Source organism: Marichromatium purpuratum 984, from assembly GCF_000224005.2.
GTDB lineage: Bacteria > Pseudomonadota > Gammaproteobacteria > Chromatiales > Chromatiaceae > Marichromatium > Marichromatium purpuratum.
Map to the genome: position 1 here is coordinate 15680 of NZ_CP007031.1, position 14174 is coordinate 29853.

At 65.5% G+C, this 14174-nt stretch carries 13 protein-coding genes; 2 read left to right on the forward strand and 11 right to left on the reverse strand.

What is annotated here, in order from left to right; all coding sequences use genetic code 11:
• Positions 1-7 precede the first annotated feature (7 nt).
• The gene (mutM, locus tag MARPU_RS00060; RefSeq protein WP_005222228.1) at positions 8-835 is read left to right on the forward strand and encodes a bifunctional DNA-formamidopyrimidine glycosylase/DNA-(apurinic or apyrimidinic site) lyase; all 828 of its coding nucleotides are present in this window, start codon (positions 8-10) and stop codon (positions 833-835) included.
• Here mutM and MARPU_RS00065 read toward each other — a convergent pair.
• The 7 genes from MARPU_RS00065 to uvrD all read right to left on the reverse strand — a co-directional run bounded on the left by MARPU_RS00065 (position 826) and on the right by uvrD (position 8394).
• A complete protein-coding gene (locus tag MARPU_RS00065) occupies positions 826-1569 on the reverse strand; it encodes an MBL fold metallo-hydrolase (protein WP_005222224.1) in 744 nt (247 codons plus the stop codon). The genes mutM and MARPU_RS00065 overlap by 10 nt on opposite strands.
• 92 nt (positions 1570-1661) lie before the next feature.
• A complete protein-coding gene (locus MARPU_RS00070; RefSeq protein WP_005222222.1) occupies positions 1662-2576 on the reverse strand; it encodes an HDOD domain-containing protein in 915 nt (304 codons plus the stop codon).
• 317 nt (positions 2577-2893) lie between these two features.
• On the reverse strand, positions 2894-3769 hold the full coding sequence (locus MARPU_RS00075) for a Tim44 domain-containing protein (protein WP_005222220.1): 876 nt from the start codon (positions 3767-3769) through the stop codon (positions 2894-2896).
• 334 nt (positions 3770-4103) lie between these two features.
• Positions 4104-4355 (reverse strand): YfhL family 4Fe-4S dicluster ferredoxin, encoded by a 252-nt coding sequence (locus MARPU_RS00080; protein WP_005222218.1) that lies wholly within the window; start codon positions 4353-4355, stop codon positions 4104-4106.
• A 51-nt stretch (positions 4356-4406) separates the two neighbouring features.
• Positions 4407-4883, reverse strand: a complete 477-nt coding sequence (coaD, locus tag MARPU_RS00085; protein WP_005222216.1) for a pantetheine-phosphate adenylyltransferase — start codon at positions 4881-4883, stop codon at positions 4407-4409.
• A gap of 332 nt (positions 4884-5215) precedes the next feature.
• Complete coding sequence (locus MARPU_RS00090) at positions 5216-6175, reverse strand: UDP-glucuronic acid decarboxylase family protein (protein WP_005222215.1); 960 nt, start codon at positions 6173-6175, stop codon at positions 5216-5218.
• Positions 6176-6207: 32 nt separating this feature from the next.
• A complete protein-coding gene (uvrD, locus tag MARPU_RS00095; protein WP_005222213.1) occupies positions 6208-8394 on the reverse strand; it encodes a DNA helicase II in 2187 nt (728 codons plus the stop codon).
• A gap of 525 nt (positions 8395-8919) precedes the next feature.
• On the opposite strand from uvrD, the gene hemE reads away from it, so the two are divergent.
• Complete coding sequence (gene hemE, locus MARPU_RS00100; RefSeq protein ID WP_005222211.1) at positions 8920-9984, forward strand: uroporphyrinogen decarboxylase; 1065 nt, start codon at positions 8920-8922, stop codon at positions 9982-9984.
• Positions 9985-10087: 103 nt separating this feature from the next.
• Here the strand turns inward: hemE and MARPU_RS00105 are convergent, their stop codons facing one another.
• The 4 genes from MARPU_RS00105 to trmB form a co-directional block, all read right to left on the reverse strand.
• A complete protein-coding gene (locus tag MARPU_RS00105; RefSeq protein ID WP_005222209.1) occupies positions 10088-11497 on the reverse strand; it encodes an FAD-dependent oxidoreductase in 1410 nt (469 codons plus the stop codon).
• A gap of 515 nt (positions 11498-12012) precedes the next feature.
• Positions 12013-12822 (reverse strand): ABC transporter permease, encoded by an 810-nt coding sequence (locus tag MARPU_RS00110; RefSeq protein WP_005222207.1) that lies wholly within the window; start codon positions 12820-12822, stop codon positions 12013-12015.
• Positions 12819-13436, reverse strand: a complete 618-nt coding sequence (locus MARPU_RS00115; RefSeq protein ID WP_005222205.1) for an ABC transporter ATP-binding protein — start codon at positions 13434-13436, stop codon at positions 12819-12821. Before MARPU_RS00115 ends, MARPU_RS00110 begins: the two co-directional genes overlap by 4 nt.
• A complete protein-coding gene (trmB, locus tag MARPU_RS00120) occupies positions 13436-14128 on the reverse strand; it encodes a tRNA (guanosine(46)-N7)-methyltransferase TrmB (protein ID WP_005222203.1) in 693 nt (230 codons plus the stop codon). Before trmB ends, MARPU_RS00115 begins: the two co-directional genes overlap by 1 nt.
• Positions 14129-14174: the final 46 nt, after the last annotated feature.

Genomic DNA, 14174 nt, shown 5'->3' on the forward strand with positions numbered 1-14174 from the left:
CCCGAAGATGCCTGAACTCCCCGAGGTCGAGACCACCCTGCGCGGCATCCGCCCCCATCTCGAGGGACGGCGGATCGAGCGCCTGCTGGTACGCGAGCCACGGCTGCGCCAGCCCGTCGCCGCCGACACCGCCGAGCGGATCGCCGGCACCCATATCCTCGGACTCGAACGGCGCAGCAAGTATCTGTTACTCGGACTCGAGCACGGCAGTCTGCTGATCCATCTGGGGATGTCCGGCAGTCTGCGCATCCTCGACCCGGCGACGCCGCCGCGTCGTCACGATCACATCGATCTGGTCTGCACCGACGGCCCCTGTCTGCGAATGCACGACCCCCGACGCTTCGGACTCTTTCTGTGGACCCCACAGACGCCGCTCGAGGCCCGCGCCACGCACCCGCTGCTGCGTCATCTCGGCCCGGAGCCGCTCACCCCCGAGTTCGACGGCGACCACCTCCACCGCATCGGTCACACCCGGCGCATCGCGGTCAAGTCGCTGATCATGGACGCCAGCGTGGTGGTCGGGGTGGGGAACATCTATGCCAACGAGTCGCTGTTCCTTGCCGGGATCCACCCGACGTGCCCAAGCAACCGGATCTCGCTGGCCCGCTATCGACGGCTCGCCGAGACCATCCGCGCGGTGCTGGAGGCAGCAATCGACCAGGGTGGCACCACCCTGCGCGACTTTCTCCGCGATGACGGCCAGCCCGGCTACTTCGCCCAGTCGCTCAGGGTTTACGGGCGCGGCGGCCAGCCCTGTCGCGACTGCGCCACCCCGCTGCGCGAGCTGCGCATCGCCCAGCGCTCGAGCGTCTACTGTCCGCGCTGTCAGCGCTGAGCGGTCGCGCCCAGGGCGGCGAAATCGACCCTGGCACCGATCCCGCCGCCGAGCGCGTGGCCACCATAGAGGCGCTGACAGGCGGCCACCCCGGCGGCGCCGGTGCAGTGGGTCGGCAGCACCCACTCGACCCCGAGGTCGCGCAGCGCGGTCACCGTCGCCGCGATCTCCACCGACTCGGCACGCATCAGATGCAGCCCGCCGATCACCCAGCGCACCGGGGCATCGGCGAGCGCGCGGGCACGTGCCACCAGCGTCTCGATCCCGGGGTGGGCGCAGCCACTGACCAGGGCGATCCCGGCGCCGGTGTCGATCACCAACGCCTGCTCGTCGGGCGGCCCCTCGAGCCGACCGGTGGAAAACACGCCAGGAGCGAGTTCACGCGGCTCGGCCCCGACCACGATCAGCTCGCCACAGAGCCCGTCGATGTCCTCGACCAGATGCGCCGAGAAGCCGTCGTGGAGCACGCAGGACACACCTGGATTGGCGTCCAGCACCGCATCCAGACCGCCGATGTGATCCCAGTGCTGGTGCGAGAGGAAGACCTGATCGAGGGTCGCCGGATCGACCCCCTGGGCGCGCATCCCGCGCAACAGCGCCGGGCCGTTGCTGCCGGTGTCGAACAGCAAGCGCTGACCGTTCACCCGCACCAGTGCGGCAAACCCCCAGAGCGTACGCGGACCGCCGGCGGGATCATGGTTGTCGAACAGGATGGTCAGGTCGGAAGGCTTCACCGGCGTCTCTCCTCGTGCTGCGAAGGACACGAGTCTCGACGCCGAGGACATCGGCGGGCGATGAAAAAGCGCAAGACGGGGCGACTAATCCCTCATCCGTCGCCTGTACCCTGGCTCCAGCTCCCCCGCATCGCCTCCTCGGAGAGCGCGTTCAGGGTCTCATCGTTGAACTCGAGCTCCTGACGGGCGTCGTCGAGATAACCAAGCATCTCGGGGGCATCCTGGTTGCCCTGCGGCAGGGCCCGCAGATAGTAGGCGAACTTGGCGATCGCGATCAGCGTGCGCACCCGCGCATCGACGAGCTTGACCGCCTGGGGATCGTGATGGTGATAGATCGCCAGGGTGGTATAGCCGGGCAGCTGCCAGGTCCCGGCGAGGAGGAAGCCGACCGTGGTGTGATCGACCCCGAGCGCCTTGCGCTCGTGCTCGAGCAGAGCGCTCGGCGAGGCGGCGTGGAGGATCCAGACAGTGGCGTAGTCCTTGAGCTGCTCGGCGAAGATGAGACTGCCGACATCATGCATCAGGCCGAACAGATAGGCCTCTTCGGGATCGATACAGCCGGTCTGTCTGGCGACCGCGACTGCGGCATGGGCCTGTTCCATGATCGACTCCCAGACCACCCGGGCAGCGCCCCCCTGACTGTGACGCAGCGCGCGCTCGATGGCATCGGCCGAGGCCAGCGCGGCGACCCGCCGGACCCCCATCATCGCCACTGCCTGATGAACACTGGAAATCTTGGCGCGCGCGCCGAACAGGGGCGAGTTGACCGTCTTGAGCACCTGGCCGGAGAGCGCCAGATCCTGAGCGATCAGGTCGGCAGCGGCCTTGAGATCGGGCTCGGGGCGATTCAGCTCCTTGCGCAACGCCAGGATGACATCGGGGATCTGCGGCACCACCGCCTTGCGGACCGCCTTGAAGGCGAGTTCGAGCACTTCCTTGGAGGGGTAGAGCCCGTCGGACAGGCTTGGTCCGGTGGAGCCGGAGGGGTGAGGCGTCGGGCTGGACATGATCTGGACTCTCCGTAGACACGCGCGAACTCAGGGCGCGCTCAACACTCGATGAGACGGGGTCTGATGCGTCTACACCCGTCTCGACACCATGGAACATGAACTGGGCACGGAGTGAAGGGACACCAGCGATATCCGCCAGCTGATCGATCAAGGCAGCAACGGGTGACACCCACAGGACCGAGCGGAGCGGAGAGCGGCGACGTTCGGCCAATCCCCGTCGAGCGGATTATGCGCCATCTCGCCCCGCTCGTCCCTCACTCGGCCGCACGAATCACCACGACGGGACGCGTCCGCGCCTCGTCGTGGCCTCGGGATCAGCTCTCGACCTGCTGGATCCCGGCGATGAACCAGTCGCCCGCAGGGCTGGCCCAGGTGTGCTGGATGTGCCAGACCTCGCGGAAGGACTCGGCCGGTGCCTGTGCCTGCTCGCGGATCAGCCCGGAGAAGAGGACGCTCACGACCACCTGATCGCCATCGCGCCGCACCCCGACGAGTTCGGTCTTGAGCTGCACCACCTCGGTGCTCTGGGGGCCGCTGAGCTTGGCGCGCTCACGCTCGAGTTCGGCAAACAGCTCGGGCGTGGTGTACTCGGCGATATCGTTCATGTCGGCCTGGTCCCAGGCCGACTGCAGACGCACGTAGTGCGCCTTGGCGTCCTCGAGGAAGCCGGCGGCATTGAACCAGGACGGCTGCTGCTGGGTACCGCCAGCGCGCTGTGTGCCGACCGCCCCCGGATGTGCCTGACGCTGCTGGCCCGGCATCACCCGACCATGGGCGCCGGCGGCCGCGGGCACGGGCCCCGTCGCCTGACGTCGCCGCAACGCCCGGAACAGCATCACCGCACCGAACACCAGCAACGCGATCAGCAGGAAGTCCATGAACTGGAAGCCTTCGAAGCCGTCGCCGAAGAACAGCGAGGCGAGCAGGCCACCGGCAGCCAGACCGGCGAGCGGACCGAGCCAGCGGCTCGCGCCGCTCTTCTGTTGCGGACGCTGGTCATTGGTGGCGGCCGGAGCACGCGGTTGCGCCGCCTGCTGCTGACGCTGTGCCGGGCGTGAGGAGAGACTGCTCGACTGCTTGCCGAGACTGGATCCACCCCCGAATCGCTTGGCCTCGACGTCCGTGGACACGGACATGAAGCCGACCACGACCAGCGCCAGCGCGGTCGTGAACAGGGTCTTGACGGTCATTAGCGAGGATCTCCTTGAGGTTGTCGAAATCGATGCGAATCAAAGCGCGACCAGCGGGTATGCCGTCAGCGGCCTCGTGGCCGGACGTGCCGTCATCCGGGTCGGTGGAAGATCACGGATCGGCAGGGAGGAGGGCGCACGCCCTCAGGCAGCCGTCATGCATCCCGATGCGATGTCGTTCGGCGAGCGGAACACGCCACGGGCTGGACGAAAGGATTCGACCGTCACCCGCGCACGTGTCGTCATGACGTGACACCGCCAGGGCGATGCCGACAGCCACAGCAGTGGACGTCCGGGAAGACCGACTGTCCCACACTGCCGTGGCAGGCCGCGGTCAGTTACCGCCGGCGATACGCTCGAACTTGGCCCGCAGCGCGTCCTCGGACTCCTCGTGATTGGGGTCCTTGATGATGCAATCAACGGGACAGACCTCGACACACTGCGCGGTCTCGTAATGACCAACGCACTCGGTGCAGAGGCTGGGGTCGATCTCGTAGGTCTCGTCACCCTGCGAGATCGCGCCGTTCGGGCACTCGGGCTCGCAGACGTCACAGTTGATGCATTCGTCGGTGATCAACAGCGCCATGGAAGAACTCCTTGAGCTAGCTTCAGTGGATGGAGAAAAAGCGCGCGGATTTTATCCAAAGCGCGCCTTCAGTGCGGCCTCGACCGTCGGGACGACAAAGGCCGACACGTCGCCCTTGAGGCGGGCGATCTCCCGCACCAGGGACGACGAGATGTAGGCATATTTCTCGGCTGGCGTGAGAAACAGGGTCTCGATGTCCGGCGCCATACGCCGGTTCATGCCCGCGAGCTGGAATTCGTACTCGAAGTCGGACACCGCGCGTAGCCCACGCATGATCACATCGACCCCGAGTTCACGCGTGAAATCCACTAACAACCCTTGGAAATCAACGGTTTCGACCTTGGGGATATCGGACACGGCCTCGCGCACCAGAGCAACCCGCTCCTCGGTGGAGAACAGGGGCTGCTTGCCGGTGTCGGCGGCAACGGCGACCACGACCCGATCAAACAGACGCGCCGCGCGCAGGATCAGGTCGACATGACCATTGGTAATGGGATCGAAGGTCCCGGGATAGACCACGCTGCGCAAATCTTCAAGCCTCTGGAATGGACACCCCGAGTTCGGTGTTCTCCGGGGGCAGGATCGAATCTTCCGGCGCCCGCGATCGCAACGCTCGAGCAACCGGCATGAACGGCGGCCGTCCCCGGGAGACTCCGGGGCGCAACCCGCTCGGGTCGTCCACCGCCGGCGCGAACCATAGCACAGCACTGGGCGAAACGCTGACCGACATCCCCGTCGGACGACGACCGCCACCTCCGCGCAAGGCGCATGCCTGTCTCAGGTTAACGCCTCGACAACCGAAACGAAAACAAATAAACCATTGAACGATAAAGTCTTCACGAACCGGTTCGTGGGTCGGCTCAGGCCAGCCCTCGACGCAGCAGCGCCTCGAAATACTCCACCGTTCGCCGCAATCCCTCGACGAGCTGGACCCGAGGCTCCCAGGAGAGCAGCTCGCGCGCCAGGCTGATGTCCGGACGGCGCTGGCGCGGGTCGTCGACGGGCAGCGGGCGCTCGATCAAGGGCGCATTCGAGCCGGTCAGCTCACGCACACACTCGGCCAGTTCACGCATGCTGAACTCGACCGGATTGCCGAGGTTGATCGGCCCCGTGACCTGATCCGGACTCTCCATCAACTTCACGATACCCTCGATCATGTCATCGACATAACAGAAGGCGCGCGACTGACTGCCATCGCCATAGAGGGTGATGGGCTCATTGCGCAATGCCTGAATGATGAAGTTGGAGACCACCCGTCCATCGTCAGGGTGCATCCGCGGGCCATAGGTATTGAAGATACGCGCCACCTTGACCCGCAGTCCGTGCTGACGGTGATAATCGAAGAACAGGGTCTCGGCACAGCGCTTGCCCTCGTCATAGCAGGCGCGTGGGCCGATTGGGTTGACGCGTCCCCAATAGCCCTCGTCCTGGGGATGGACCTCGGGATCACCATAGACCTCACTGGTCGAGGCCTGAAAGATCCGCGCCCCGGTCCGCTTGGCAAGACCCAGCATATTGATTGCGCCATGGACGCTGGTCTTGGTGGTCTGTACCGGGTCTGATTGATAATGGATCGGCGAGGCCGGACAGGCGAGGTTATAGATCTCATCGACCTCGACATAGAGCGGAAAGGTGACATCATGACGCATCAGCTCGAAGTGCGGATGACCGAGCAGATGGCGGATGTTGTCCTTGGTCGCGGTATAGAAATTATCGACACAGAGGACATCGCAACCTTGCTCGAGCAGACGCTCACAGAGATGACTCCCCAGAAAACCGGCGCCGCCGGTGACCAGCACGCGTTTGTTGAGTGTCTTCATACCCCCTCCCGGGTCGGCCACCGGCGACAAGGCTATGCCGCCTCCAGTTTGGCATAGGCGAGCACCAGCCACTTGGTACCGGCACTGCCCTGGAACTTGACCTGGATACGCGCCTGGGCGCCCCGTCCCTCGCCATCGAGTACCACGCCCTCGCCGAACTTGGCGTGGCGGACCCGCTGTCCGACCTGAAAACCGCCGGTCTCACGCGCCGCGGCAGGACGGGCAACGGGTGGTGGCGAGGGCCTGAACGCAGGCGACGGTCTGGGGGGCGCGGCGCGAGCGCGCACGTCCTCGATCAGCCGCTCCGGGATCTCGCGCAGAAAGCGCGATGGCGGCGGCAGATCCTGACGCCCATAGAGCCGCCGACTCTCGGCATGGGTCAGATAGAGCTCGGCCATCGCCCGGGTCATGCCGACATAGCAGAGCCTGCGCTCCTCCTCGAGCCGGTCCGGATCGTCGGCGGACATGGCGTGCGGGAACAAGCCCTCCTCGAGTCCGACCAGGAAGACCACCGGAAACTCCAGCCCCTTGGCGCTGTGCAGCGTCATCAGCTGTACCGCATCGGTCTCGGCATCGGCCTGGGTCTCGCCGGCCTCGAGCGCGGCATGGGCGAGGAAGGCGCCGAGTACCTCGCCATCCGGCGCCTCGAGTTCATGGGCGAAGCGCGCAGCGGTCTCGACCAGCTGCTGGAGGTTCTCGATGCGGTCGCGTCCCTTGCCGTCCTTCTGCTTCTCGTAGTGCGCCGGCAGCCCCGCCTCGTCGATCAGCGCGGCGGTCAGATCGGGCAGCAGTTGGGTGGCGCTGCGGGCGCGCTGCTGCTCGATGAAGGCCATGAAGGCGCCCAGCGCATTCGCCGCCCGGCCACCCAGCCCCTGCTCGGCGATCAGCTGTGCGCCGGCGCGCCACAGCGACAACCCGTGCCCCCGGGCGTGATCGCGCAACTGATCGAGGGTACGCAGTCCGATCCCCCTCGAGGGCGTATTGACCACCCGCTCGAAGGCCGCGTCATCGTCCTGGTTGGCGATCAGGCGTAGATAGGCGAGGGCGTCACGAATCTCTGCGCGCTCGAAGAAGCGCTGCCCGCCATAGACCCGATAGGGGACGGCGGCACGCATCAGGGCCTCCTCGAATAGGCGAGATTGCGCGGTGGTGCGATAGAGGATGGCGCATTGATCGTGACGGCCACCCGGCGTCTCGGCATGACGACGAATACGCTCGACGACGAAGCGGGCCTCATCGACCTCGTTGAATGCACCATAGCGACGGATCGGCGCGCCGGATTCACCCTCGGTCCACAGCTTCTTGCCCAGTCGCGAGGGGTTGTTGGCGATCAGCGCATTGGCGCCGGCGAGAATGGTGGCGGTGGAGCGATAGTTCTGCTCCAGACGAATGACCCGGGTCTCCGGATAATCGCGCTGAAAGGAACGGATGTTCTCCACCCGAGCACCACGCCAGCCATAGATCGACTGATCATCGTCACCGACCGCGAACAACTTGTCCTCGCCACCGGCGAGCAGACGCAGCCAGGCGTATTGGATGGCATTGGTATCCTGGAATTCATCGACCAGGATATGACGGAAACGGCGCTGATAATGCTCGAGCAGGTCGGCACGATCACGCAACAGCTCATGGGCGCACAGCAGCAGATCGGCGAAATCGAGCAGACCACCACGTTGACGCAATTGCTCGTATTCGCGATAGACAGTGAGCATCCGCTCGCCGAAGAAGTCACCAGAGAAGTCGAGATGTGTCGGTCTCAGCCCCTCATCCTTGTGCTTGTTGATGAAGGACTGGATCTGGCGCGGTGCCCAGCGGGTCTCGTCGAGACCGAGGTCCTTGACGATGCGCTTGATCATGCGCAGCTGATCATCGGCGTCGAGGATCTGGAAGTGCTGCGGCAGCCCCGCCTCCTGCCAGTGCGCGCGCAGCAAGCGATGGGCCAGGCCGTGGAAGGTCCCGACCCACATCCCACCGACTGGCTGCGCGAACATGGTCTCGATGCGTCCACGCATCTCGCGGGCGGCCTTGTTGGTGAAGGTGACGGCAAGGATCCCCCAGGGCGGCACCTGCTCGACCTGGAGCAGCCAGGCGATGCGGTGGACCAGCACGCGGGTCTTGCCCGAGCCGGCGCCTGCGAGGATCAGGAGGTTACCCGGAGGGGCTGAGACGGCCTCACGCTGGGCGGGGTTGAGCGAGTCGAGGAGGGCTGAAGCATTCATCGGGGGATTCTACCCCAGGGAGGGGTGACGGAAGACGAGGATCTTGCTGACATTTTCCATCCGCGGATATCTTGATCTGGGGTATGCTGGATCTGCTCGGCCCCGCCGTTTCGCGCGAATCTAATCAAAATAAATATATAGATATTTAAAGTCTGTAGTTATTATTGATCCCTGTGGATATCCGGATAACTCTTTTTTTTTTATATATATCATGCGCTTGAGAGGCCGGATCGAGTGGATGAAGCTGAAGATATCCTGTGGATAACTTGTGACTGAATCAGGCCCCGATTTTGTCCACCAGTTTATCCATCCACTTATCCACAGGGTTGCGCACAGCTTATCAAGGTTCCCTTTCTTTTCAGTGCTTTAGCGATTTCTCTGGAGATCCAGGACGAGCGGGAGAGGGGCGCACGCAGTCGCTATGGGATGTGCTCTTTCTCGTCGGGCGTTTGGCCGTTAACCCGTAGTAGAATAGCCCTGCAAAACCTGCGTTCTTAACACATCAAACTGCCCGGGCACTGCTTCATGACCCAACTGAAGAATGACACCTTCCTGCGCGCCTTGATGCGCGAACCCGTTGATTACACGCCGGTTTGGATGATGCGCCAGGCTGGCCGCTATCTCCCCGAGTACCGTGCCACCCGCGCCAAGGCGGGCAGTTTCATGGACCTGTGCAGAAGCCCGGAACTGGCCTGCGAGGTCACCCTCCAGCCGCTCGACCGCTTCCCGCTGGATGCAGCGATCCTGTTCTCGGATATCCTCACCGTGCCCGACGCGATGGGCCTGGGGCTCTACTTCGCCGAGGGCGAGGGCCCGAACTTCGAGCGTCCGGTGCGCACCGAGGCCGATATCGACCGTCTGCCGATCCCCGATCCCGAGGGTGAGCTGAAGTACGTCATGGACGCGGTGTCGGTGATCCGTCGCGAACTCGACGGTCGCGTGCCGCTGATCGGCTTCTCCGGCAGTCCCTGGACCCTGGCCACCTACATGGTCGAGGGCGGTAGCGCGAAGAACTTCTCCCACACCAAGGCGATGATGTTCGACCGTCCCGACCTGCTGCACCGTCTGCTGACCAAGGTCGCCGACTCGGTGACCTCCTACCTCAACGCCCAGATCGCTCGTGGCGCCCAGGCGGCGATGATCTTCGACACCTGGGGCGGTGCCCTGGCCCCGGCCCACTACCGCGAGTTCTCGCTGGCTTACATGAAGCGGGTGATGGACGGCCTGACCCGCGAGGCCGAGGGCCGCCGCGTCCCGGTGATCCTGTTCACCAAGAACGGCGGTCAGTGGCTCGCCGACATGGCCGACACCGGCTGCGACGCCCTCGGCGTCGACTGGACCACCGATCTGGCCGATGCGCGGCGCATGGTCGGCGATCGCGTCGCCCTCCAGGGCAATCTCGACCCCTGCACCCTCTACGCCTCGCCCGAGCGGATCCGCGAGGAGGTCGCGCGGGTGCTGGAGAGCTATGGCAAGGGTCCCGGCCACGTCTTCAACCTCGGCCACGGCATCACCCCGGACGTCAATCCCGAGAATGCCGGCGCGATGATCGAGGCGGTGCACGAGCTGAGCCGTCCCTACCACGCCTGAGTCGCTGTCACGCCGTCTTCGGACGGCGTCATCCGGCTGACATGAACGGGCCCGACCACGCCTCAGCGTGGTCGGGCCCGTTTTTCCGCGATCGGTTGCGGGATCAGACCGCCGTGGCCAGCGCCTCGGTGGCCGGATCCTCGTGATCGCGGGTGTCCTCGTGCCCCATCAGCAGCTCCTGCTCGAAGGCACGCTCGTCGATGCGGGCGCCGAGATACTCGGCGATGGCGCGCATGTCGCCCTCGCCAGCACCGAGACAGCTGGTGCCGCCGGGGGACGGGGTCATGTTGAAGATGATGCCGCCGCCGTCGCTGATCTTGGCCTCGCCCATGCGCAGCTTGCGTGCGCGCTTGTCGATGAGCTGTGGGCGGATCCCGCCGAAGCCCTCGGCATAGCTGATCTCTGAGGCCTGGAGCGCGGGGACGATCTTGCGGATCTCGCGCACGAACAGCTGACGGTTGAGCCAGGGCACCTCGTAGAGGAAGTTGCGCAGCACATAGTTGCGGATATCGGGCACCTTCATCAGGTCCCACACGACTGCCGCCACATCATGATCGAAGCGCTGCACCTTGAAGAACTCGCGGATGCTCGATCGGTTGTAGCGCTCGAGCATCGGCAGCATCAGTGCGGTGGGGCCGAAGCGGGTCTTGCCGCGCTCCTTGACGTCGTGGTCGCCGTGCACCGCGGCGAAGGGCAGATTGGGGTTCTGGACGGTGTAGACCTTGCCGTTGAGTGCTTCGGGGGCGAAGTAGAAGGAGCCGGCTACCGGCAAACAGGAATACTCCAGTCCCAGCCCCATCTCCTGGGCCATCAGCAGCGAGTGCCCCCCGGCGCAGACCACCACCGCGCGCGCCTGTAGCAGGCCGCGGTTGGTGCGCAGCACATAGTCCCCGCCCTCCTTGCGGATCGACTCGACCTTGGTCGAAAACAGCTGGGTGATCTGCTTGCCGCTGTTGCGGTCGAGACGTGCGCAAGCATCGGAGAAGGACTGTGCCAGTGCCTGGAAGTCGACCGCGCAGTACTCGTCGGCGGTTCCCGTGGCGACGATCTCCTCGGCGCGCCACCGGCCTTCGACCCGTGCCACATTGGGCTCGAGTTCGGCGATCGCCTCGCGCTCGAGCAACTCCATGCGTGGGAATAGTCCCTTGAACCGGGCGTGGCGCTCGCGGATATAGCGACACTCCTCGGCGCCGACACCGAGCACCATCTTGGGCATGCGCTGGATGATACGGTCGCGCTCCTCGGCGGGCAGCTTGGTGGCGTAGTTGATCACCATGTAGGCGGTACGCTTGACCGAACGCGCCTTCTCCAGGGTGTAGTTGGTCTCGATGTCGCCGCAGTGGATGGTCTGGCTGTTGCTGTGGGCGTGTGAGTTGACCGTGGCGACGTCGTCGTACTTCTCCACCAGGCACAACCGCCCGAGATCGGTGAACTTGGCCAGTTCGTAGAGCAGGGCGGTGCCGGTGACGCCGGCACCGACGATGAGTACGTCGTAGTGGGTCGATGGATTCATGCTCATGGTCCTCCGCAACGGCGTTGCCGGCTCTAAGCGCAAGAGCCCTGGGTTCGGGCCTTGCGCGTGGCGCAGGGATGCACCGGTCGTTGTGACGACACGGGTGGTGGTCACTGGATCCGGGAGCGGGGCCTCGAGGATGGTTCGGCCCCGAACCGACGGCGCTCCTGCGCGAGTTACCGTCTGTGATCCCTATCGGGAAGGTGCACCGGGTGAGCCCCGACGCGGTATGGATTCACACTAGCGGATGCGGGGCCGGGAAAGAACGCAGTGGGACAGATTTATAATATTGATATTTACAATCAATTTATTGGTTGTATTGACTTAAATAAATACCAACGGCCACGATCGGAAATTCGTTCTTTTTCATGATTGTATCTTTGATAACAGTGGCTTATTTCATCTTTCCCGATCAGCTCGCTGAGGGCGGTGTTGGATCGTTGAGGGAGGACCGACCCATCGCCGGGGCGGATTCGATGCGGAAAAAAAGCACGATTTGTGCCTCGGTTCCTCGCTCAACCACCCCTCGGGCGCGCCTTCAGCCGATCCAGACGCAGTCGCTGGCGACCGTCGAACAGCCGTCGCGAGCCCGCCCAGACCGCGAAGATCGATCCCAATCCGGTGCCGCCTGCGATCAGGAACATGATCAGGATCTGATACCTGGCCGCCTCCAGTGGTGGGCTGCCGGCCAGCACCTGACCGGTCATCATCCCCGGCAGGCTGACCAGCCCGGCGCTGGCCATGGAGTTGATGATCGGGATCAGTCCAGAGCGGATCGCTTCGCGGCGTACCTCCCCGATCGCCTCGTCCCAGTCGGCGCCGGCGAGCAGCCGCGCCTCGATGCGCGCGCGCGCCTCCCAGGCGTAACGGGTGAGGTTGTCGAGGGCGATGGCGATGCCGTTCATGGTGTTGCCGAGCAGCATGCCGAGCAGCGGGATCAGGTACTGCGGCTGGTACCAGGGATCGACCCCGATCACCAGGGTGAGGGCGAGGAAGGTCACCCCGAACGAGGACAGGAACATCGACACCGCGCCGATGCCGTAGCCCCAGGGACCGCGATAGCGACGGCGCTGACGCTGCATCACCTCCCAGCCGGCCACCGCGAGCATCACCAGCGCCACCGGGGCGATCAGCGACAGGCTCGACTGGGCGAATAACACCTTGAGCACCAGCCCGATCAGGCTGAGCTGGATGGCGCTGCGCAGCGCGGCGACGAGCACGCGCCGCTCCACCCCCAGGCGCAGCCGCCAGGAGACCCAGGCGAGCAGCAGGACCAGCACCGCGGCGAGCGAGAGATCGAGTGGCGTGAGCGAGATCAGCGTCATGACGGGTCGATGTCCTCGGGTTCAAGCCGACCGTCGCGGATGCTCAGCCGGCGATCGCCGAGTCGGCGCCGTTGCGCCGGGTCGTGACTGACCCAGAGCACCGGCGTGCGGTGGGCGGCGCGGTAGTCCTCGATCAGCCCCTCGACCCGGGCGCAGTTCTGCGGGTCGAGGTTGGCGGTGGCCTCGTCGAGCAGCAGCGCCCGTGGCGACTGGGCGAGCAGACGTAGCAGCGCTAGGCGCTGGCGCTCGCCGGTCGAGAGCCGGGCGACCGGCCAGTCGAGTACCTCGGGGCCGAAGCCAAGCACACTCAGCCAGTCATCGAGTGGCGGGTGTGTGGCGGGCAGATGCTCACCCACCGACTCGCCCCACCAGGCCGACTCGGCCGGCAGCAGCCCGACGCGGCGACGCCACAGCGGGGCGGGCAGGCGCGAGCGCGGCACGTCGTCGAGCCAGGCCTCGCCCCGGTGCGGGTCGAGGTCGGCGATGGCGCGCAGCAGCAGGCTCTTGCCGCAGCCCGATGGGCCCGACAGGAACACCCGCTCGCCGCCGCCGACGGCCAGGTCGATGGGCCCGAACAAGGCGTTGCCGAGCCCCTGGACCCTGAGCCCGCCCATCAGCTGCGGCGGAAGATCAGGTCGTGGACCGGGTGACCGAGGCGCTCGCCGCGCTGCTCGAACTTGGTCAGCGGACGGCTCTCGGGGCGTGGGGTGTAGTGACCGGCGCCGGCGGTGTTGGCGAAGCCCGTGGCCGCCTCCAGGGTTTCGAGCATCTGCTCGGCATAGGGCTCCCAGTCGGTGGCGGCGTGGAAGTGACCGCCGGGACGGATGGCGCGTTCGAGCAACGCGATCATCCCGGGGTTGAGGATGCGGCGCTTGTGATGACGCTTCTTCGGCCAGGGGTCGGGGAAGAACAGCTGCACCCGGTCGAGCGCGCCGGGGGCGATGCCGTGGGTGAGCAGTTCGACGGCGTCCTGACGCATCACCCGCAGGTTGTCGATGCCGAGCCGCTCGATCTCGAGCAGCAGGTGCCCGACCCCGGGGCGATGGACCTCGACCCCGAGCCAGTTGCGCGCCGGGTCGTCGGCGGCCATCCGCGCCAGCGACTCACCGTTGCCGAAGCCGATCTCGAGGGTCACCGGCTGGTCGTTGCCGAACAGCGCGCCGAGATCGAGCGGCGCCGGCGCCTGCCAGTCGACGCCGAAGCGGGGCCAGAGCTCGGCGAAGGCGCGCTCCTGGCCCGGGGTGAGTCGGCCCTCGCGCAGCACGAAGCTGCGCACCTGACGATGACGGGGATCTGTTGGTTGCACGGATGGATTCTCGACGCTTGATGACTGATGAGCGGATGGATCGTGG

Excerpts from the sequence above, each read along its gene's own strand:
- mutM (WP_005222228.1), top strand. The coding sequence starts at position 8 with ATGCCTGAACTCCCCGAGGTCGAGACCACCCTGCGCGGCATCCGCCCC.
- MARPU_RS00070 (WP_005222222.1), bottom strand. The coding sequence starts at position 2,576 with ATGTCCAGCCCGACGCCTCACCCCTCCGGCTCCACCGGACCAAGCCTG.
- MARPU_RS00075 (WP_005222220.1), bottom strand. The coding sequence starts at position 3,769 with ATGACCGTCAAGACCCTGTTCACGACCGCGCTGGCGCTGGTCGTGGTC.
- MARPU_RS00080 (WP_005222218.1), bottom strand. The coding sequence starts at position 4,355 with ATGGCGCTGTTGATCACCGACGAATGCATCAACTGTGACGTCTGCGAG.
- MARPU_RS00090 (WP_005222215.1), bottom strand. The coding sequence starts at position 6,175 with ATGAAGACACTCAACAAACGCGTGCTGGTCACCGGCGGCGCCGGTTTT.
- uvrD (WP_005222213.1), bottom strand. The coding sequence starts at position 8,394 with ATGAATGCTTCAGCCCTCCTCGACTCGCTCAACCCCGCCCAGCGTGAG.
- hemE (WP_005222211.1), top strand. The coding sequence starts at position 8,920 with ATGACCCAACTGAAGAATGACACCTTCCTGCGCGCCTTGATGCGCGAA.
- MARPU_RS00105 (WP_005222209.1), bottom strand. The coding sequence starts at position 11,497 with ATGAATCCATCGACCCACTACGACGTACTCATCGTCGGTGCCGGCGTC.
- MARPU_RS00110 (WP_005222207.1), bottom strand. The coding sequence starts at position 12,822 with ATGACGCTGATCTCGCTCACGCCACTCGATCTCTCGCTCGCCGCGGTG.
- MARPU_RS00115 (WP_005222205.1), bottom strand. The coding sequence starts at position 13,436 with ATGGGCGGGCTCAGGGTCCAGGGGCTCGGCAACGCCTTGTTCGGGCCC.